Source organism: Shewanella carassii, from assembly GCF_002777975.1.
Lineage (GTDB): Bacteria > Pseudomonadota > Gammaproteobacteria > Enterobacterales > Shewanellaceae > Shewanella > Shewanella carassii.
Genome location: NZ_NGVS01000033.1, coordinates 565,347 through 580,288, shown reverse-complemented (window position 1 = coordinate 580,288; position 14,942 = coordinate 565,347). Strand labels below are relative to the sequence as shown.

Genomic DNA, 14,942 nt, shown 5'->3' with positions numbered 1-14,942 from the left:
AGACGTGGCTGTATTTAATCATGTATCATTCGACGAACATGAACAGGTAGTATTCTGTCATGACAAGGAAAGTGGCCTGCGTGCCATCATCGCCATCCACAATACCAACCTGGGTCCAGCCGTTGGGGGTTGCCGTATGTGGAACTATCAATCAGATGATGAAGCCCTCACTGATGTGTTGCGCCTCTCCCGCGGTATGACTTACAAGAATGCCCTGGCCGGTCTGGCCATGGGTGGCGGTAAGTCAGTGATCATTGCCGATCCCAAGACAGAAAATCGTGAGCAGCTGTTCCGCGCCTTTGGCCGTTTTGTTCACAGCCTCGGCGGCCGCTACTACTCGGCCGAAGATGTGGGCACCACCCCTGCCGACATCATGATTGCCCATGATGAAACCCCTTATGTGCTTGGCCTGGAAGGTATGAGCGGCGATCCCTCTCCTTTTACCGCCATGGGAACTTACTTAGGTATCAAGGCTGCCGTTAAACACAAACTGGACAAAGATAGCCTCAAGGGCCTCAAGATAGCCGTTCAGGGCGTAGGCCATGTGGGCTATTATCTGTGCAAGCACCTGCATGCCGAAGGGGCCGAGCTGTTTGTAACCGATATCCATCAAGCATCACTGGACAAGGTCGCCACCGACTTTGGCGCCGTGGTGGTTGCTCCTCAAGACATCTATGCTCTGGACGTGGATGTCTATGCCCCTTGCGCCCTGGGTGCGACACTTAACGACACCACACTGCCACAGCTGAAAGCGAACATAGTCGCAGGCTGTGCCAATAACCAGCTGGCTGAGCCTCGCCACGGCGAGCAGCTCAAGCAGATGGGCATCCTCTACGCTCCAGACTATGTGATCAACGCCGGTGGTATCATCAACGTGTCTTTCGAAAAGGACTATGATGCCGCCAAGTCTACCGCCAAGGTTGAAGAGATCTACAACACCCTGTTGACCATCTTCAAACAGGCCGATGAGCAGAACCGTACCACGGCCGAAGTAGCCGATGAGATGGCCCGTGCCATCATCAATGGTACCCAAGCCTAGGCTCAACCATATTCCATAAATGGGCCTTCGGGCCCTTTTTTATTACTGAAAAAATTTTCCTCCTGTCGGCAAAGAGATAAGCGCCGGAAACAGAAAATTCATTTTTACGGACTGGCAAGCGTCATCTACCTCTGCTTGACTTAGCATTCGTCATCTCGCATGTCAGGGAGTTAGTGATGCTCAGATTCGGCTATGAAGTGGAACAGCAAAAGGTTGAATTACAGGCCAGCAACTGGAATGGATTTGAGCGTTTGTTTGTCGACGGTAAAGTGGTATCCAGCAAATTCAACCTGGGGCTGCAGAGCGAGCACAGCTTCAAGTTGCGTAACGGTGTACGTTGCCGGATGCAACTCCTGGTTGACCCCACCACAGAGCTGACTATCTGTCGCATCTACAAGTGTAACCGCCTGCTGGCGAGCCTCAAACAGGGGAAACAGCAGTCAAGCAGCTCACATCTGCAACACTGGTTGCTACTGGGGGGATTGGTGTGCGCGCTCTTAGTTTATCTTTGATTTACCGAGCACACATTCAACCATAGGGTTAACGCTTGTCGGTATGATTGATCTTGTTGAGCAGCATGAGCAGCTGCCCTCTTTCCGGCTCATCCAAGGCCGCCATAAACTTCTCGTTGACCCGCTCGGCCTCGCGAATCAAATCCTGCTCCATCGCCTTGGCCTGATCGGTCAGGAAAATTTGAAACGCACGTCGGTTGTCTTCTTCCTGATGGCGATAGATTAAGCCTTGTACCTGCAGTTGATCCAGCAGGCGTGTCATGGTGTAGTTGGCCACATCACAGCGACGTGACAACTCGGTTTGGCTTATCCCTTCCTCTTGCCAGAGCGCAAACAACACAGGCCAGAGTTTAATATCCAGCTGATAACGCTTCAGGCGGCTATCCAGTTCATGTTGCAGTTCCACGTTCAAATGGGATACCAGATAACCGAGACTCTCTTTGCGGTTCAAGCAACACCTCCTGTACTTCAGGGCTTGTCTGTTCGCTAGCGGCAGGGGCAAGCGCTTTATGCAACAAAATCGCTTATTCTGTTTCATTGGCGCCGGGCCATTTCCGCTGCCGAGTTTAACTATACCACTGCGCAAAATGATTGACCTACACAGGGAGCATGAAAGCGGCATATGACATCTCAAGCGGAATAAAACCGCATTGACCTGCCCAAATATACGGCTTTATGACTCCCCTATGGGTACACGATTGCCAGCCGACAATCCGCCTTAAACTTGAGTGGCTAACCCGATTCTGAGTCAATCAAACTTCTATACCAATGGTATTAATACTACCACCTGCTGAATATTTCACTAACACAAGAAAGGAGAACAATGGGGCATTTACAGTCAGGCTACTGTAAATAAAGGTTTTATATCTGCCTGAATGGCAAAGCGATTCCGTTAATATTTAACTCAGTAGATAGGTTTCGGCAAAGCGATAGAAACAGGCACGCCCAAGCCTGGCCTTTAGACCTCGAGGCAAGCTTACCAATAGCCCGGATTCGGCGCTCTCAAAGGCATTGAGCCCCAGCACCTCGAACTCATTACCCTGGGAGCAAACCAGGGCAAAACGGCTGCTCTCGGCCTCGATATCTAACTGCTTGTAATCGACTATGATGAGCGGTGTGTCGGCCACCGCTACCTTCAAACGCTCTGCCGGGGTGATCAACAGATGTTCACCCTCGATGCAGTGCAAAATACTACTGAAGAGCCTGGCAAACTTGGCCGGCAGTGGTGAGTTGAGATAATACCAGTCGCCTTTAACGTCTATCTCAAACAGGGCTTGCTGCTGACACAAGTCAGGCCTTGCCCCCAACCCTTTCAGGGCCTCACTCACCTTGTCTGCAGACTGTTTCATCCTGACTTCCTATTTTGGGTTCCCTATTTTTGGCGCTCTCAGGCTTGCGCCTGAGTCAGCTCCAGCAAGGCTTCGATGGGGTGCCTGGGCCTGAAGCCACCAAAACGTTTGACCTGGCTGCGACAGGAATAACCGGACACCAATATCTGCTCCTGCGGCAGCGACTTTATCGCCTCGTCCCAGGACATCTCATACAAAGCCTTGGAGCGAGGCAGGTTTTCCAGCTCATGACCATAGGTACCGGCCATGCCGCAACAACCCAGATTCACGGTTCCCAACTTGGCACCAAAACGGGCAAAGATGGTTTGCCATTCTTTGGCGGTGCCGGGACGAGCACTGGATTCAGTGCAGTGGCTGAACCAGGTGAACTCACGCCCGCTTGCAGGCAATTGCGGCAACTGCTCGAGCATGGCACTTAGCCACTCACTGGCCAGCTGGACATTGAATTGGCCGCGCTTGGCGCCGAGCGCCTCACGGTATTCGTCGCGATAAACCAGCACCAACGCAGGATCTACCCCCACCATGGGCATGCCAAGGGCATGCACCTGATTGAGAAAATCGGCGGCGGTCTGTGCCGTCTTGGCAAACTGCTCCAGAAACCCCTTGATATGAGCCGGTTTACCGTTGGGCTTGAACGGCAGCAATACCGGCTTGAGCCCAAGCGCTTCGATCAGGCGAATAAAGCGATAAACCAGTTCGGCATCGTAGAAGCTGTTGAAAGGATCCTGCACTACCAACACATAGTTTTGTCGCTCAGCGGCGGGGATAGCGCTCAAGGCGTTGAGATAATAACCACGGCTGGGGTGAGCATCTAGGCGCTGTTTCAGCGTAGGTACAGACAGCGCAGGCGCATCCACATACCCCAGAGCCTTCTTAATCACCCACTTGGATAGAGGATTCTGCGCCGCAAAGTTACTCAGCCGGGGCGCCTTGGCCATCAGCTGCACCGAATCCTCGACACCGGCCACCAGGTAATCCTTGGCGGGACGCTGATAACGGCGGTAATAGATACTGAAAAACTGTGCCCGGAACTTGGGGACATCCACCTTCACCGGACACTGGCCGGAGCACGCCTTACAGGCGAGACAGCCCTTGAGCGACTCCATCACCTCGTGGGAATAGTCGTATTCTTTCTTGGCGTTGAGGCTGTTCTGCAGCCGCTGCAATAAGCCCATGGGTTTGGACTTGGCCAGCTCATTGACGTCAACGCCTTCAGATTCCAGCAGTCGCAGCCACTCACGCATTAATCCGGCGCGGCCCTTGGGCGAATGGATCCTGTCTCCAGTCACCTTGAAAGAGGGGCACATGGGCGAAAAGCGGCTGTAGTTGAAACACAGGCCGTTACCGTTACAGTTCATCACATCCGGGAAAGCATCGCGGACACTGACAGGTATTTGCCTATCGAAACTGCCGCGCTTGGTACTGTCGACATTGTAGATAAGCTGTTGGCCTTTGGGCGCCACCAGCTTACCCGGGTTGAGTTTATTCTGGGGATCGAACAGCGTCTTAACTTCTTCAAGCTCACTCCAAAGCTGCTCGCCAAATACCTGGGGGCCATACTCACCACGCACCCCTTTACCGTGCTCGCCCCACATCAGGCCGCCGTATTTCTGCGTCAGTGCCGCCACTTGATCCGAGACGGTGCGCAGCAAGGCTTCATCCTTGGGATCGCACATATCCAGCGCCGGACGCACATGCAGCACCCCGGCATCCACATGGCCGAACATGCCGTATTGCAGTTGATGGCTATCCAACAGGGCACGGAACTCCATAATATAGTCGGCGAGCTTTTCAGGTGGTACGGCGGTATCTTCGGCGAAGGCTATCGGTTTGCGGCGACCTTTGGTGGCCCCGAGCAGCCCCACAGCCTTCTTGCGCATGGCATAAATCTTATTGATGGAACCGGCATCCCGGGTGAGCTGATACCCAAGCACCCCTTTCTCACCGGCGGCAATCTGTGCATCCAGCGCCGCGGCCAGACGCTCAGCCCGCTCATCGACCTGGGCTTGTTCTCCGGCAAACTCCACCATGTTAAGGCCATCGATTATTTTGCCGGGCACTTCCTGGATAAGCTCGGATACCGAGTGCCAGATAATGTCTTCCCGCGCCAGATTCAGCACCTTGGAATCGACGGTTTCCACCACAGTGGCATTGGCGAGCACCAAGTCGGGCGCATGGCGCAGCGCCGATTCAAAAGAGTCATATTTGATGTTGATCATAAGGCGGCTGGCCGGCAAGGGGGTGATATCCAGTTTGGCCTCAGTCACCACCGCCAGCGTTCCCTCAGAGCCCGTGAGGATCCGCGACAGATTAAATTCGCTGAGCTGTTGATCCCAGACGTTTTTCAGATCGTAACCGGTCAAAAAACGATTCAGTTTGGGAAAGCGCTGTTCAATCAGCTCTCGCTGCTCACGGCAGCGACGGGCCACCTCGGTAATCAACTTGTTGCCGAGCGGGTTGTCAGTGACTTTCTCACCCGATTCCAGTGCCTCGCGGCTCACCGGAGCCGTGTGCAGCACACTGCCATCCACCAACACACTGGTGAGCTCCAGCACATGATCCGAAGTCTTGCCATACACCAGCGAGCCGGCGCCGGAGGCATCGGTATTGATCATGCCGCCCAGAGTGGCACGGTTGGAGGTGGAAAGATCCGGGCTGAAGAAAAAGCCGTGCGGCCGCAGCGCATCATTGAGCGCATCCTTGACCACACCGGCCTCGACTCTGACCCAACCTTCCTCTGGATTAACTTCCAACACCCGGTTCATATGGCGCGAGAGGTCCAGCACTATCCCATGGGTCAGCGCCTGGCCATTGGTTCCGGTACCGCCGCCTCGGGCACTGAAGACCACCTTGGCAAAGGCTTCCTCACAGGCGAGCCGTAACGCCATGGCAATATCTGCGCTGTCTCTGGGGTATAGCACCGCCTGTGGCAGAAACTGATAAACAGAGTTATCCGTCGCTTGCGCCAAGCGGGCACTGTAACGCCGGTCAATATCGCCGCGAAAACCGCGCTGCTCCAGCGCATCCAGATATTCCAGATACAAGGGTTCCANCGCCGGTCAATATCGCCGCGAAAACCGCGCTGCTCCAGCGCATCCAGATATTCCAGATACAAGGGTTCCAGAGTTTGTTGGTGTGAAAGTAGGGGTAACATCTTATGCTCGAATAAATTTTTTGTTATCGGGCCATTATAAACAAAAAAAAGCCGCTAAAAAGCGGCTTCTTTCATAACTTACTGAGTTGTTAGCCGTGGGCTTCAGCCAGGTACAACCAGGTGTCGATCACTGTGTCTGGGTTCAGAGACACTGTGTCTATGCCCTGCTCCACCAACCAGGCGGCAAAGTCGGCGTGATCCGAAGGACCCTGACCACAGATACCCACGTAAGCACCCTTGGCCTTGGCAGACTTGATAGCCATCGCCAGCAGCGCCTTAACGGCTTCGTTACGCTCATCGAACAGGTGACTGATGATGCCAGAGTCGCGGTCCAGACCCAGAGTCAGCTGAGTCAGGTCGTTGGAGCCGATGGAGAAACCATCGAACATCTCCAGGAACTGATCCGCCAGCAGGGCGTTGGATGGCAGTTCGCACATCATGATGACGCGCAGACCATCTTTACCACGCTCCAGACCTTGCTCTTTCAGCAGTTCGATAACCTGACGGCCTTCTTCCAGAGTACGAACGAACGGGATCATGATCTCAACGTTCTTCAGCCCCATGTCGTTACGAACACGCTTAATGGCTTCACACTCTAGGGCAAAACAATCGCGGAACGACTCGGAGATGTAGCGGCTGGCGCCACGGAAGCCCAGCATTGGGTTCTCTTCCTCTGGCTCGTACTTGTCACCGCCGATCAGGTTGGCGTATTCGTTTGACTTAAAGTCAGACATACGCACGATAGCCTTCTTGGGGTGGAATGCTGCAGCAATAGAAGAGATACCTTCCACCAGACGGGCAACATAGTATTCAACCGGAGATTCATAACCGGCGATCATCTCGGTGATCTCGGCTTTCAGCTCGTCGGTTTGCTGATCGAATTCCAGCAGAGCCTTGGGGTGAATGCCTATCATGCGGTTGATGATGAACTCGAGACGGGCCAGCCCCACACCTTCATTAGGCAGACGGGCAAAGTCGAAGGCGCGGTCAGGGTTACCCACGTTCATCATTATCTTCATCGGCAGATCAGGCATGGAATCAACGCGGCTGGAAATCACATCAAACTCCAGCTTGCCTTGATAGATATAACCTGTGTCGCCTTCGGCGCAGGATACAGTCACTTCCTGACCATTTTGAATTTTGTCGGTCACGTCACCACAACCCACTACCGCAGGCACGCCCAGTTCACGGGCGATAATAGCTGCGTGACAGGTACGGCCACCACGGTTGGTGACAATGGCGCTGGCGCGCTTCATGATAGGTTCCCAATCCGGGTCAGTCATATCGGTAACCAGTACATCGCCTGGCTGGATCTTGTCCATTTCGTCGATAGAGTTGAGCACCTTGGCAATACCTGAGCCCACCTTGTGGCCGATGGCACGACCTTCACAGATCACTTCGCCGCGGCTCTTGAGGTGATAACGCTCAATCAGCTGCACATCTTCACGGGAGCGTACGGTTTCGGGGCGAGCCTGAACTATGTAGAGACGACCGTCGTTACCGTCTTTGGCCCATTCGATATCCATCGGACGGCCATAATGCTTTTCAATGATCATCGCCTGCTTGGCCAGTTCCATCACTTCTTCATCATTGATGGAGAAAGTCATGCGCTGCTCTTTGGCGACATCTTCAATTTTCACTTGCTTGCCGTGAGATGCGTCATCCGAGTACACCATCTGGATCAGCTTGCTGCCGATGTTACGACGTACAACGGCCTTGTGACCGGCTGTCAGGGTTGGCTTGTGTACGTAGAACTCGTCCGGGTTAACCGCACCTTGTACCACCATTTCGCCCAGACCGAAGGAAGAAGTGATAAATACCACATCCTTGTTGCCGGACTCGGTATCCATGGTGAACATCACGCCGGAAGCCGCTTTGTCGGAACGTACCATGCGCTGAACACCGGCAGACAGTGCCACGCCGCGATGGTCGTACCCCTGATGCACACGATAGGAGATAGCGCGATCGTTAAACAGAGAGGCAAACACATGCTTGATGGCAACCAATACAGCGTCGAAGCCCTTTACGTTAAGGAAGGTTTCTTGCTGACCGGCAAATGAAGCGTCGGGCATATCTTCTGCGGTGGCAGAGGAACGCACGGCGAATGAAGCGTCTTGGGTTTCAGAGGCTAATTTTTCGTAAGCTTCTCGAATCGCTTGTTCGAGTTCTGGCTGAAATGGGGTTTCGATAACCCACTGTCTGATCTGTGCACCAACTTTAGCCAGTGCGTTGACATCATCTACATCCAATGTGTCAAGAATGTCGTATATCTTCTGGTTTACTCCACTTTGCTCAAGAAACTCATTGAACGCGTGGGATGTGGTCGCAAAGCCGCCAGGTACTTGAACACCGGCATTGGCCAGATTACTGATCATTTCACCAAGGGAAGCGTTTTTACCGCCGACCTTGTTGACGTCACCCATGCCTAATTCCTGATACCAGAGTACGTATTGCTGCACAGTTCTATCTCCGCAAGTTTATTTCAGTGGCCCCTTCACACGAGGGCAGCGGCATTTTACACTCCGAGGCAACAAGCGTAAATCTATAATTTTATTTGTAATTTTATTACTACATGAGGTCGGCATGGCACGTAAAGTATTCTACATTTCTGATGGAACCGCGATCACAGCCGAGGTGTTTGGTCACGCGGTACTTTCTCAATTTCCATTGGAATTTGACTCACTTACCATTCCTTTTGTCGAAAATACCGTTAAGGCCGAAGCCGTTAAAAAACAAATTAACGATAGTTTTATTACAACAGGGGAACGGCCTCTGGTGTTTCATTCCATCGTCAAACCGGAAATTCGCGACATTATTTACTCCAGTGAAGGCCTGGACTATGACTTTTTGAACACTTTCGTCGCACCACTGGAACAACAATTGGGGGTCACAGCGAGCCCTTCATTGCATAGAACCCATGGTATGGCCAAAGCGGGTTATGATGCCCGTATCGATGCCATTAACTTTGCCATGGAGAACGACGATGGCCAGACCATGAAACATATGGATAAGGCCGACATTATCCTGCTGGGGGTTTCCCGCTGCGGCAAGACGCCATCCAGCCTTTATCTGTCGATGCAGTTCGGTATCAAGGCCGCCAACTACCCCTTTATTCAAGACGATATGGATAACCTCAAGTTGCCGGAAATACTGAAACGCAACAAATCCAAGCTGTTCGGCCTGACCATTGAGCCCGTGCGTCTGCATGAAATACGCCAAAGTCGAATGGAGAACAGCCGCTACTCTTCACTGCGCCAGTGCCGCCTCGAAGTCAAAGAGGTGGAGATGATGTTCAAGAAAGAACGTATTCCTTATATAGACACCACCAACCAATCGGTCGAGGAGATCGCCACCAAGATCCTCGATGCCACGGGCCTTGAACGCCATATGTTTTAAAATCTCTGCCATGCACCAAGTAATATTTACCTGAGTTGAAACTGAGTTACAGAATGACATCATCAGGCTAACTACTTGTTACTGCTAGACGAATCAAATGAAGTTAGTGTGGGAATTGATCATTTTTCAAGACCCACATGACCAATTATCGGACAATTGCCACTTTGCAGCACCGCTCGATTGGTTATAATCCGACACAAGATAAGCGCAAAGCGCTCAAGAAATTTCCCCCGGTATTATGAATGACCATTAAAACAGACGAATTACGTACTTCTCTCTTATGTAAAGTGATCTCACCTGCCCAACTCGCATCTGAGTATCCATTGACTCAGGAAGCCGCAGATTACCTGGTTGAACAGCGCCGCGAAGTCGAAGCCATTATTCAGGGTGACGATCCGCGTTTGTTGGTCATCATAGGCCCCTGCTCTATCCATGATACAGAGGCAGCCCTGGACTATGCCAGCCGCCTGGCCAAGCTGCACCATGAACTCAAAGACGATCTGTGCATTCTGATGCGGGTCTATTTTGAGAAGCCCCGCACCATAGTCGGCTGGAAGGGCCTGATTTCCGATCCTGACTTGGATGGCAGCTTCAGCCCTAATAAAGGCCTGCGCCAGGCCCGCAAGTTGCTGCAGCAGATCACCGAGCTGAAACTGCCGATCGCCACCGAGTTTTTGGATATGGTGAACGGTCAGTATATTGCCGATCTCATCACTTGGGGCGCCATCGGGGCCCGCACCACAGAAAGCCAAATTCACCGTGAGATGGCCTCGGCGCTCTCCTGTCCTGTCGGGTTCAAGAACGGTACCGACGGCAACATCAATATCGCCGTTGATGCAGTGCGCGCCGCCAGAGAACCACATATCTTTTACTCTCCGGACAAAGACGGCTCACTGGCGGTCTATCGCACCCATGGTAATCCTTATGGACATATCATTCTGCGCGGCGGTAAAACCCCCAACTACAGCGAGCAACATGTGGCCAAGGCCAGAGAGCAGATGGATTCGGTTGGGATCCACTCAGGTATAGTGGTCGACTTCAGCCATGGCAACAGCCAGAAGCAGCACAAGAAGCAGCTGGAAGTCGCCGAAGATATTATGGCGCAGCTGCGCAGCGGCTCCACCGCCATTGCCGGTATTATGGCCGAGAGTTTTATTGTCGAAGGCAATCAGAAAGTTATTGCAGGTGAGCCCCTCACTTACGGCAAAAGCATCACAGATGCCTGCCTGCACTGGGAAGACTCGGAAAAACTGCTTAGAGATCTGGCCGCAGCCGCCAAGGAAAGACGCCGCCTGCTGGGCAAGTAAGCCGCTACAAATTCAGGCCGCCAACATAAAATAGCCCCCGTCTCCACCTCGGAGATACCGGGGCTTTTTCATGCCCGGATACTTTTGAACATCCAATATTTTTCATGCAAGGCTTTCTGCCCCAGGCTGTCAATCCGCCTTTGGTCGAACTATAATACCGCCCCTGATTTTCCAGCATAACCTTGAGGTTGCCGTATGCCAGAAACGACACAGAGCCAATATGAAGCGGCCGTAGCGCGCCGAATTGAACAAGCCGAGGCTCGGGTCATCAAGGCGGTTTTCCCGTCCATTACCAATCATCACAACACACTGTTTGGCGGTGAAGCCCTCGCTTGGATGGATGAAACCGCCTTTATTGCCGCCACCCGCTTTTGTCGCAAGACACTGGTCACCGTCAGCTCTGACAGAATCGACTTCAAAAAACCGATCCCCGCCGGTAGCCTGGCAGAATTGATCGCCCGGGTGATCCATGTGGGCAACACCTCGATGAAAGTCGAAGTGAACATTTTTGTAGAAGATATGTATCAGGATAAGCGCGAGCACGCTATCCGCGGCGTCTTCACCTTCGTGGCCGTCGATGAAGACAGAAAACCGACCCAGATCTGGAGCGATGATCTAGCCAACTAGCCCCTGTTCGCTTATTCGCATAATCCTGGCCTGTATCTGGCTACAGGCTTTTAGGTTTCATTCTGCAACAGTCTTTGCCGCTGAAAAGGCTTTTATTGACCGTCGTTCTCGACTAAAGTCTAAAAGCGACGGTAACAAAAAGTCACTTAAACCCTGATAAAGCAATAGGATTATTTGTCACTTTTCTGTTACATTGACCCTTCTTCAGCGTGCAGAGCCATAACCATAACAAGCCATGAAGCCAGAAAACTTAAATATTATCATCGCCGATGATCACCCTTTATTTCGCAATGCCCTGCGCCAAGCGCTTAACAGCGGTTTCTCCAATACCCGCTGGTATGAGGCCGACAGTGCCGATGCGCTGCAAAAACTGCTTGAGCAAACTCATCAGGGATATGATCTGGTGCTGCTGGATCTGCAGATGCCGGGATCCCATGGCTACTCCACCCTTATCCATCTGCGCGCCCACTTCCCCGAGCTGCCGGTAATAGTGATTTCAGCCCACGAAGATGCCGCCACCATCAGCCGTGCCCTGCACTACGGCGGCGCCGGTTTTATTCCCAAATCGGCCTCGATGGAAACCTTTATCGAAGCAATCACCGCAGTAATGTTCGGCGATATCTGGCTGCCTCAAGACATAGAGTTGGTTGAAATTGATGATGAAAATGATACCGACAAGGTCGCCGGCAAGCTCTCTGAGCTGACGCCGCAGCAATACAAGGTGTTGCAGATGTTTGCCGAAGGCCTGCTCAACAAGCAGATAGCCTACGACCTGGGCGTATCCGAGGCGACCATCAAGGCCCACGCCACCGCTATCTTCCGTAAGTTGGGGGTTCGCAACCGCACCCAGGCCGTGATAGCGCTGCAGCAACTGGGGATGGAAAAGGTCGAGATCAGCTGATCTCACCGCTTCCCAAAGATTTTCAGTCCTCTATGGCGGCATACTTGCCAAGATAGATGATTTCCGGCGCGCTCGGGCACAACACCTCGACACACTCATCGCCGGTGCAGATAAGATGTGACCAGCCGTCACTGTGCCCATGGAAGAAACTGATTGGGCTTTCCTGCGACCAGGCGTGATCTTTAATCAGGCGGCTGTTGTAACCCTGTTCGTCCCCAAGCTCGCTCAGCGCCTGCCATAGCTCCAGCAACCCATGTTCATCCAGCATACGAAACGCAGTGACCGAGTGATAATGCAGCCGATAGCGCCCTTCACTCGGTAAATGAAACAGCTCCAGGCTGAGCTCGACCCCGGGATGGGGCGTATTTTTGATTTGATAGCGTTTGCCGCCGGGAAGCTGCAACATGAAATCACCGCCCCAGAAGAGCCCAGTGATAAAAAGATCCCCCTGCTCGAAGGGTGTCTGCCATCTGCCTATTTTCATGCTCCCTCCCATTAACCCCTGCGCTCGTTAATCCCCCTCAGACAAAAGTGGGGTAAACCAGAAAGTACTCAACAAGCGGATACCGGGCAATGGCCGCTATAACCCATAAAAAAGCGCCGCCGGGGCAAACCCTCGGCGGCGCTGCATTTGAGAGGCTCAGCGTTTACAAGCCCAGATGGCTGGCATGAAACTTAAGCTGCTCGTCGATAAATGAGGCGATAAAATAGTAGCTGTGATCATAGCCGGGGTGGCTGTGAAAACTCAGCGCAATTCCAGCGTCAGTGGCGGCGGCCTGCAAGGCCTGTGGCAGTAACTGCTCGGCCAGAAACAGATCACTCTCGCCCTGATCGACCCGCATCGGCAGCCCTTTGGCACCACTTTTTATCAGCTCTACCGTGTCATAGGCCTTCCAAGCCTCCCTGTCGCTGCCAAGATAGGCGGCAAACGCTTTCTGGCCCCAAGGGCACTGGCTAGGATGACTGATGGGGGCAAAGGCACTGGCGCTGAGATAACGGCCCGGATTTTTAAGGGCTATCATCAGCGCGCCGTGCCCGCCCATGGAGTGACCGGCAATGGCACGCTTACCCGATACCGGAAAGTGCTGCTCTATCAAGGCCGGCAACTCATCTACCACATAGTCATACATACGATAATGATTGCTCCAGGGAGCCTGGGTCGCATTGACATAAAAACCGGCCCCCAACCCCAGATCGTAAGCAGCATCTTCGGCATCGGCCACACCTTCTCCGCGCGGGCTGGTATCCGGACAGACTATGGCGAGCCCCAGCTGAGACGCGAGGCGCTGGGCCCCGGCCTTTTGCATAAAGTTCTCATCCGTACAGGTCAGCCCGGAGAGCCAATACAGCACAGGTACCTTTTGGCTATTGGCCTGCTCCGGCAGATAAATGGCGAAACGCATCTCGCAGTTCAGACTGCTGGAGTGATGACGGTACTGCTTGTGCCAGCCTCCAAACGACCTGTTGTTACTGATATTTTCCATCAGAAGGTCCTCAGAAGTGGATCACGCTGCGTATACTCTTGCCTTCATGCATCAGCTCGAAGGCTTCATTGATATCTTCAAGCCCCATGGTGTGGGTGATAAAGTCATCCAGCTTGAATTTACCGGCCAGATAATCTTCCACTATGCCTGGCAACTGTGAGCGTCCTTTGACACCACCGAAAGCCGAGCCTTTCCACACCCGGCCGGTCACCAGTTGGAAAGGTCTGGTGGAGATCTCTTGCCCGGCACCGGCAACCCCAATGATCACTGACTCGCCCCAGCCCTTGTGGCAACACTCGAGCGCCGAACGCATCACATCCACATTACCGATGCACTCGAACGAGTAATCGACGCCGCCATCGGTCAAATCCACAATCACCTGCTGAATAGGCTTGTCATAGTCCTTGGGGTTAATGCACTCGGTCGCGCCCAGCTTCTTCGCCAGTTCAAACTTGGACTCATTGACATCTATGCCTATGATGCGACCGGCCTTGGCCATCACAGCGCCAATCACCGCCGATAACCCTATACCGCCAAGCCCGAAGATGGCTACAGTGGCGCCCTCTTCCACCTTGGCAGTGTTCATTACAGCGCCCATGCCGGTAGTGACACCGCAGCCCAGAAGGCAGATCTCTTCCAGCGGTGCCGACTTGTTGACTTTGGCCAGGGAGATCTCAGGCAATACTGTATATTCAGAGAAAGTCGAGCAGCCCATGTAGTGGAAAATCGGCTTGCCGTCTTTGAAGAAACGGGTGGTACCATCCGGCATCAGGCCCTTGCCCTGGGTCTCGCGGATCTTCTGACACAGGTTGGTCTTGCCCGAGCGGCAGAACTTACACTCTCCGCATTCAGGCGTGTAAAGAGGAATAACATGATCGCCCACCGCCACACTGGTGACGCCTTCGCCGACCATCTCCACTATGCCGCCGCCCTCATGGCCGAGAATGGCCGGAAACACGCCTTCTGGGTCATCGCCGCTCAAGGTAAAAGCATCGGTATGACACACACCACTGGCAACAATGCGCACCAACACCTCACCGGCCTTGGGCAACATCACATCCACCTCTTCCATCTTCAACGGCTCACCGGCGGCCCAGGCTACGGCGGCGCGGGACTTGATAAATTTGTCTGTCATTGTCGCTTCCTTCTGTTGTGATTGATTCGGTATCGAAC

Annotated in this window: 13 protein-coding genes; 6 read left to right on the top strand and 7 right to left on the bottom strand. The window is 53.2% G+C overall.

Features of this window, described 5'->3' with window-relative positions; all coding sequences use genetic code 11:
* Positions 1 to 4 precede the first annotated feature (4 nt).
* A complete protein-coding gene (locus tag CBE72_RS18795) occupies positions 5 to 1,039 on the top strand; it encodes a Glu/Leu/Phe/Val dehydrogenase dimerization domain-containing protein (protein WP_100145702.1) in 1,035 nt (344 codons plus the stop codon).
* A gap of 176 nt (positions 1,040 to 1,215) precedes the next feature.
* Positions 1,216 to 1,551, top strand: a complete 336-nt coding sequence (locus CBE72_RS18790) for a hypothetical protein (RefSeq protein ID WP_100145701.1) — start codon at positions 1,216 to 1,218, stop codon at positions 1,549 to 1,551.
* 28 nt (positions 1,552 to 1,579) lie between these two features.
* Here CBE72_RS18790 and CBE72_RS18785 read toward each other — a convergent pair whose 3' ends face one another.
* The 4 genes from CBE72_RS18785 to ppsA form a co-directional block, all read right to left on the bottom strand.
* The gene (locus CBE72_RS18785; RefSeq protein WP_025011184.1) at positions 1,580 to 2,002 is read right to left on the bottom strand and encodes a MarR family winged helix-turn-helix transcriptional regulator; all 423 of its coding nucleotides are present in this window, start codon (positions 2,000 to 2,002) and stop codon (positions 1,580 to 1,582) included.
* A 448-nt stretch (positions 2,003 to 2,450) separates the two neighbouring features.
* A complete protein-coding gene (locus CBE72_RS18780) occupies positions 2,451 to 2,900 on the bottom strand; it encodes a DUF1285 domain-containing protein (RefSeq protein ID WP_100145700.1) in 450 nt (149 codons plus the stop codon).
* A gap of 38 nt (positions 2,901 to 2,938) precedes the next feature.
* A complete protein-coding gene (ydiJ, locus tag CBE72_RS18775) occupies positions 2,939 to 5,953 on the bottom strand; it encodes a D-2-hydroxyglutarate dehydrogenase YdiJ (RefSeq protein ID WP_206191802.1) in 3,015 nt (1,004 codons plus the stop codon).
* Positions 5,954 to 6,143: 190 nt separating this feature from the next.
* Positions 6,144 to 8,513, bottom strand: coding sequence for a phosphoenolpyruvate synthase (gene ppsA, locus CBE72_RS18770; RefSeq protein WP_100145699.1), 2,370 nt, complete (start codon positions 8,511 to 8,513; stop codon positions 6,144 to 6,146).
* Between the two features lie 124 nt (positions 8,514 to 8,637).
* Between ppsA and ppsR the strand changes: the two genes are divergently transcribed.
* From ppsR to CBE72_RS18750, 4 genes are all read left to right on the top strand, one after another.
* Positions 8,638 to 9,450 (top strand): posphoenolpyruvate synthetase regulatory kinase/phosphorylase PpsR, encoded by an 813-nt coding sequence (ppsR, locus tag CBE72_RS18765; protein ID WP_100145698.1) that lies wholly within the window; start codon positions 8,638 to 8,640, stop codon positions 9,448 to 9,450.
* Positions 9,451 to 9,692: 242 nt separating this feature from the next.
* On the top strand, positions 9,693 to 10,757 hold the full coding sequence (locus CBE72_RS18760; protein WP_100145697.1) for a 3-deoxy-7-phosphoheptulonate synthase: 1,065 nt from the start codon (positions 9,693 to 9,695) through the stop codon (positions 10,755 to 10,757).
* A 195-nt stretch (positions 10,758 to 10,952) separates the two neighbouring features.
* Complete coding sequence (locus CBE72_RS18755) at positions 10,953 to 11,384, top strand: acyl-CoA thioesterase (protein WP_045283855.1); 432 nt, start codon at positions 10,953 to 10,955, stop codon at positions 11,382 to 11,384.
* 235 nt (positions 11,385 to 11,619) lie between these two features.
* Positions 11,620 to 12,285, top strand: a complete 666-nt coding sequence (locus CBE72_RS18750; protein WP_100145696.1) for a response regulator transcription factor — start codon at positions 11,620 to 11,622, stop codon at positions 12,283 to 12,285.
* Positions 12,286 to 12,307: 22 nt separating this feature from the next.
* Here CBE72_RS18750 and CBE72_RS18745 read toward each other — a convergent pair whose 3' ends face one another.
* The 3 genes from CBE72_RS18745 to CBE72_RS18735 form a co-directional block, all read right to left on the bottom strand.
* Positions 12,308 to 12,769 (bottom strand): hypothetical protein, encoded by a 462-nt coding sequence (locus CBE72_RS18745; RefSeq protein ID WP_100145695.1) that lies wholly within the window; start codon positions 12,767 to 12,769, stop codon positions 12,308 to 12,310.
* Positions 12,770 to 12,932: 163 nt separating this feature from the next.
* Positions 12,933 to 13,769: an S-formylglutathione hydrolase gene (gene fghA, locus CBE72_RS18740; RefSeq protein ID WP_100145694.1), complete on the bottom strand. Its 837-nt coding sequence runs from the start codon at positions 13,767 to 13,769 to the stop codon at positions 12,933 to 12,935.
* 10 nt (positions 13,770 to 13,779) lie between these two features.
* The gene (locus CBE72_RS18735; RefSeq protein ID WP_028781420.1) at positions 13,780 to 14,904 is read right to left on the bottom strand and encodes an S-(hydroxymethyl)glutathione dehydrogenase/class III alcohol dehydrogenase; all 1,125 of its coding nucleotides are present in this window, start codon (positions 14,902 to 14,904) and stop codon (positions 13,780 to 13,782) included.
* Positions 14,905 to 14,942 lie beyond the last annotated feature (38 nt).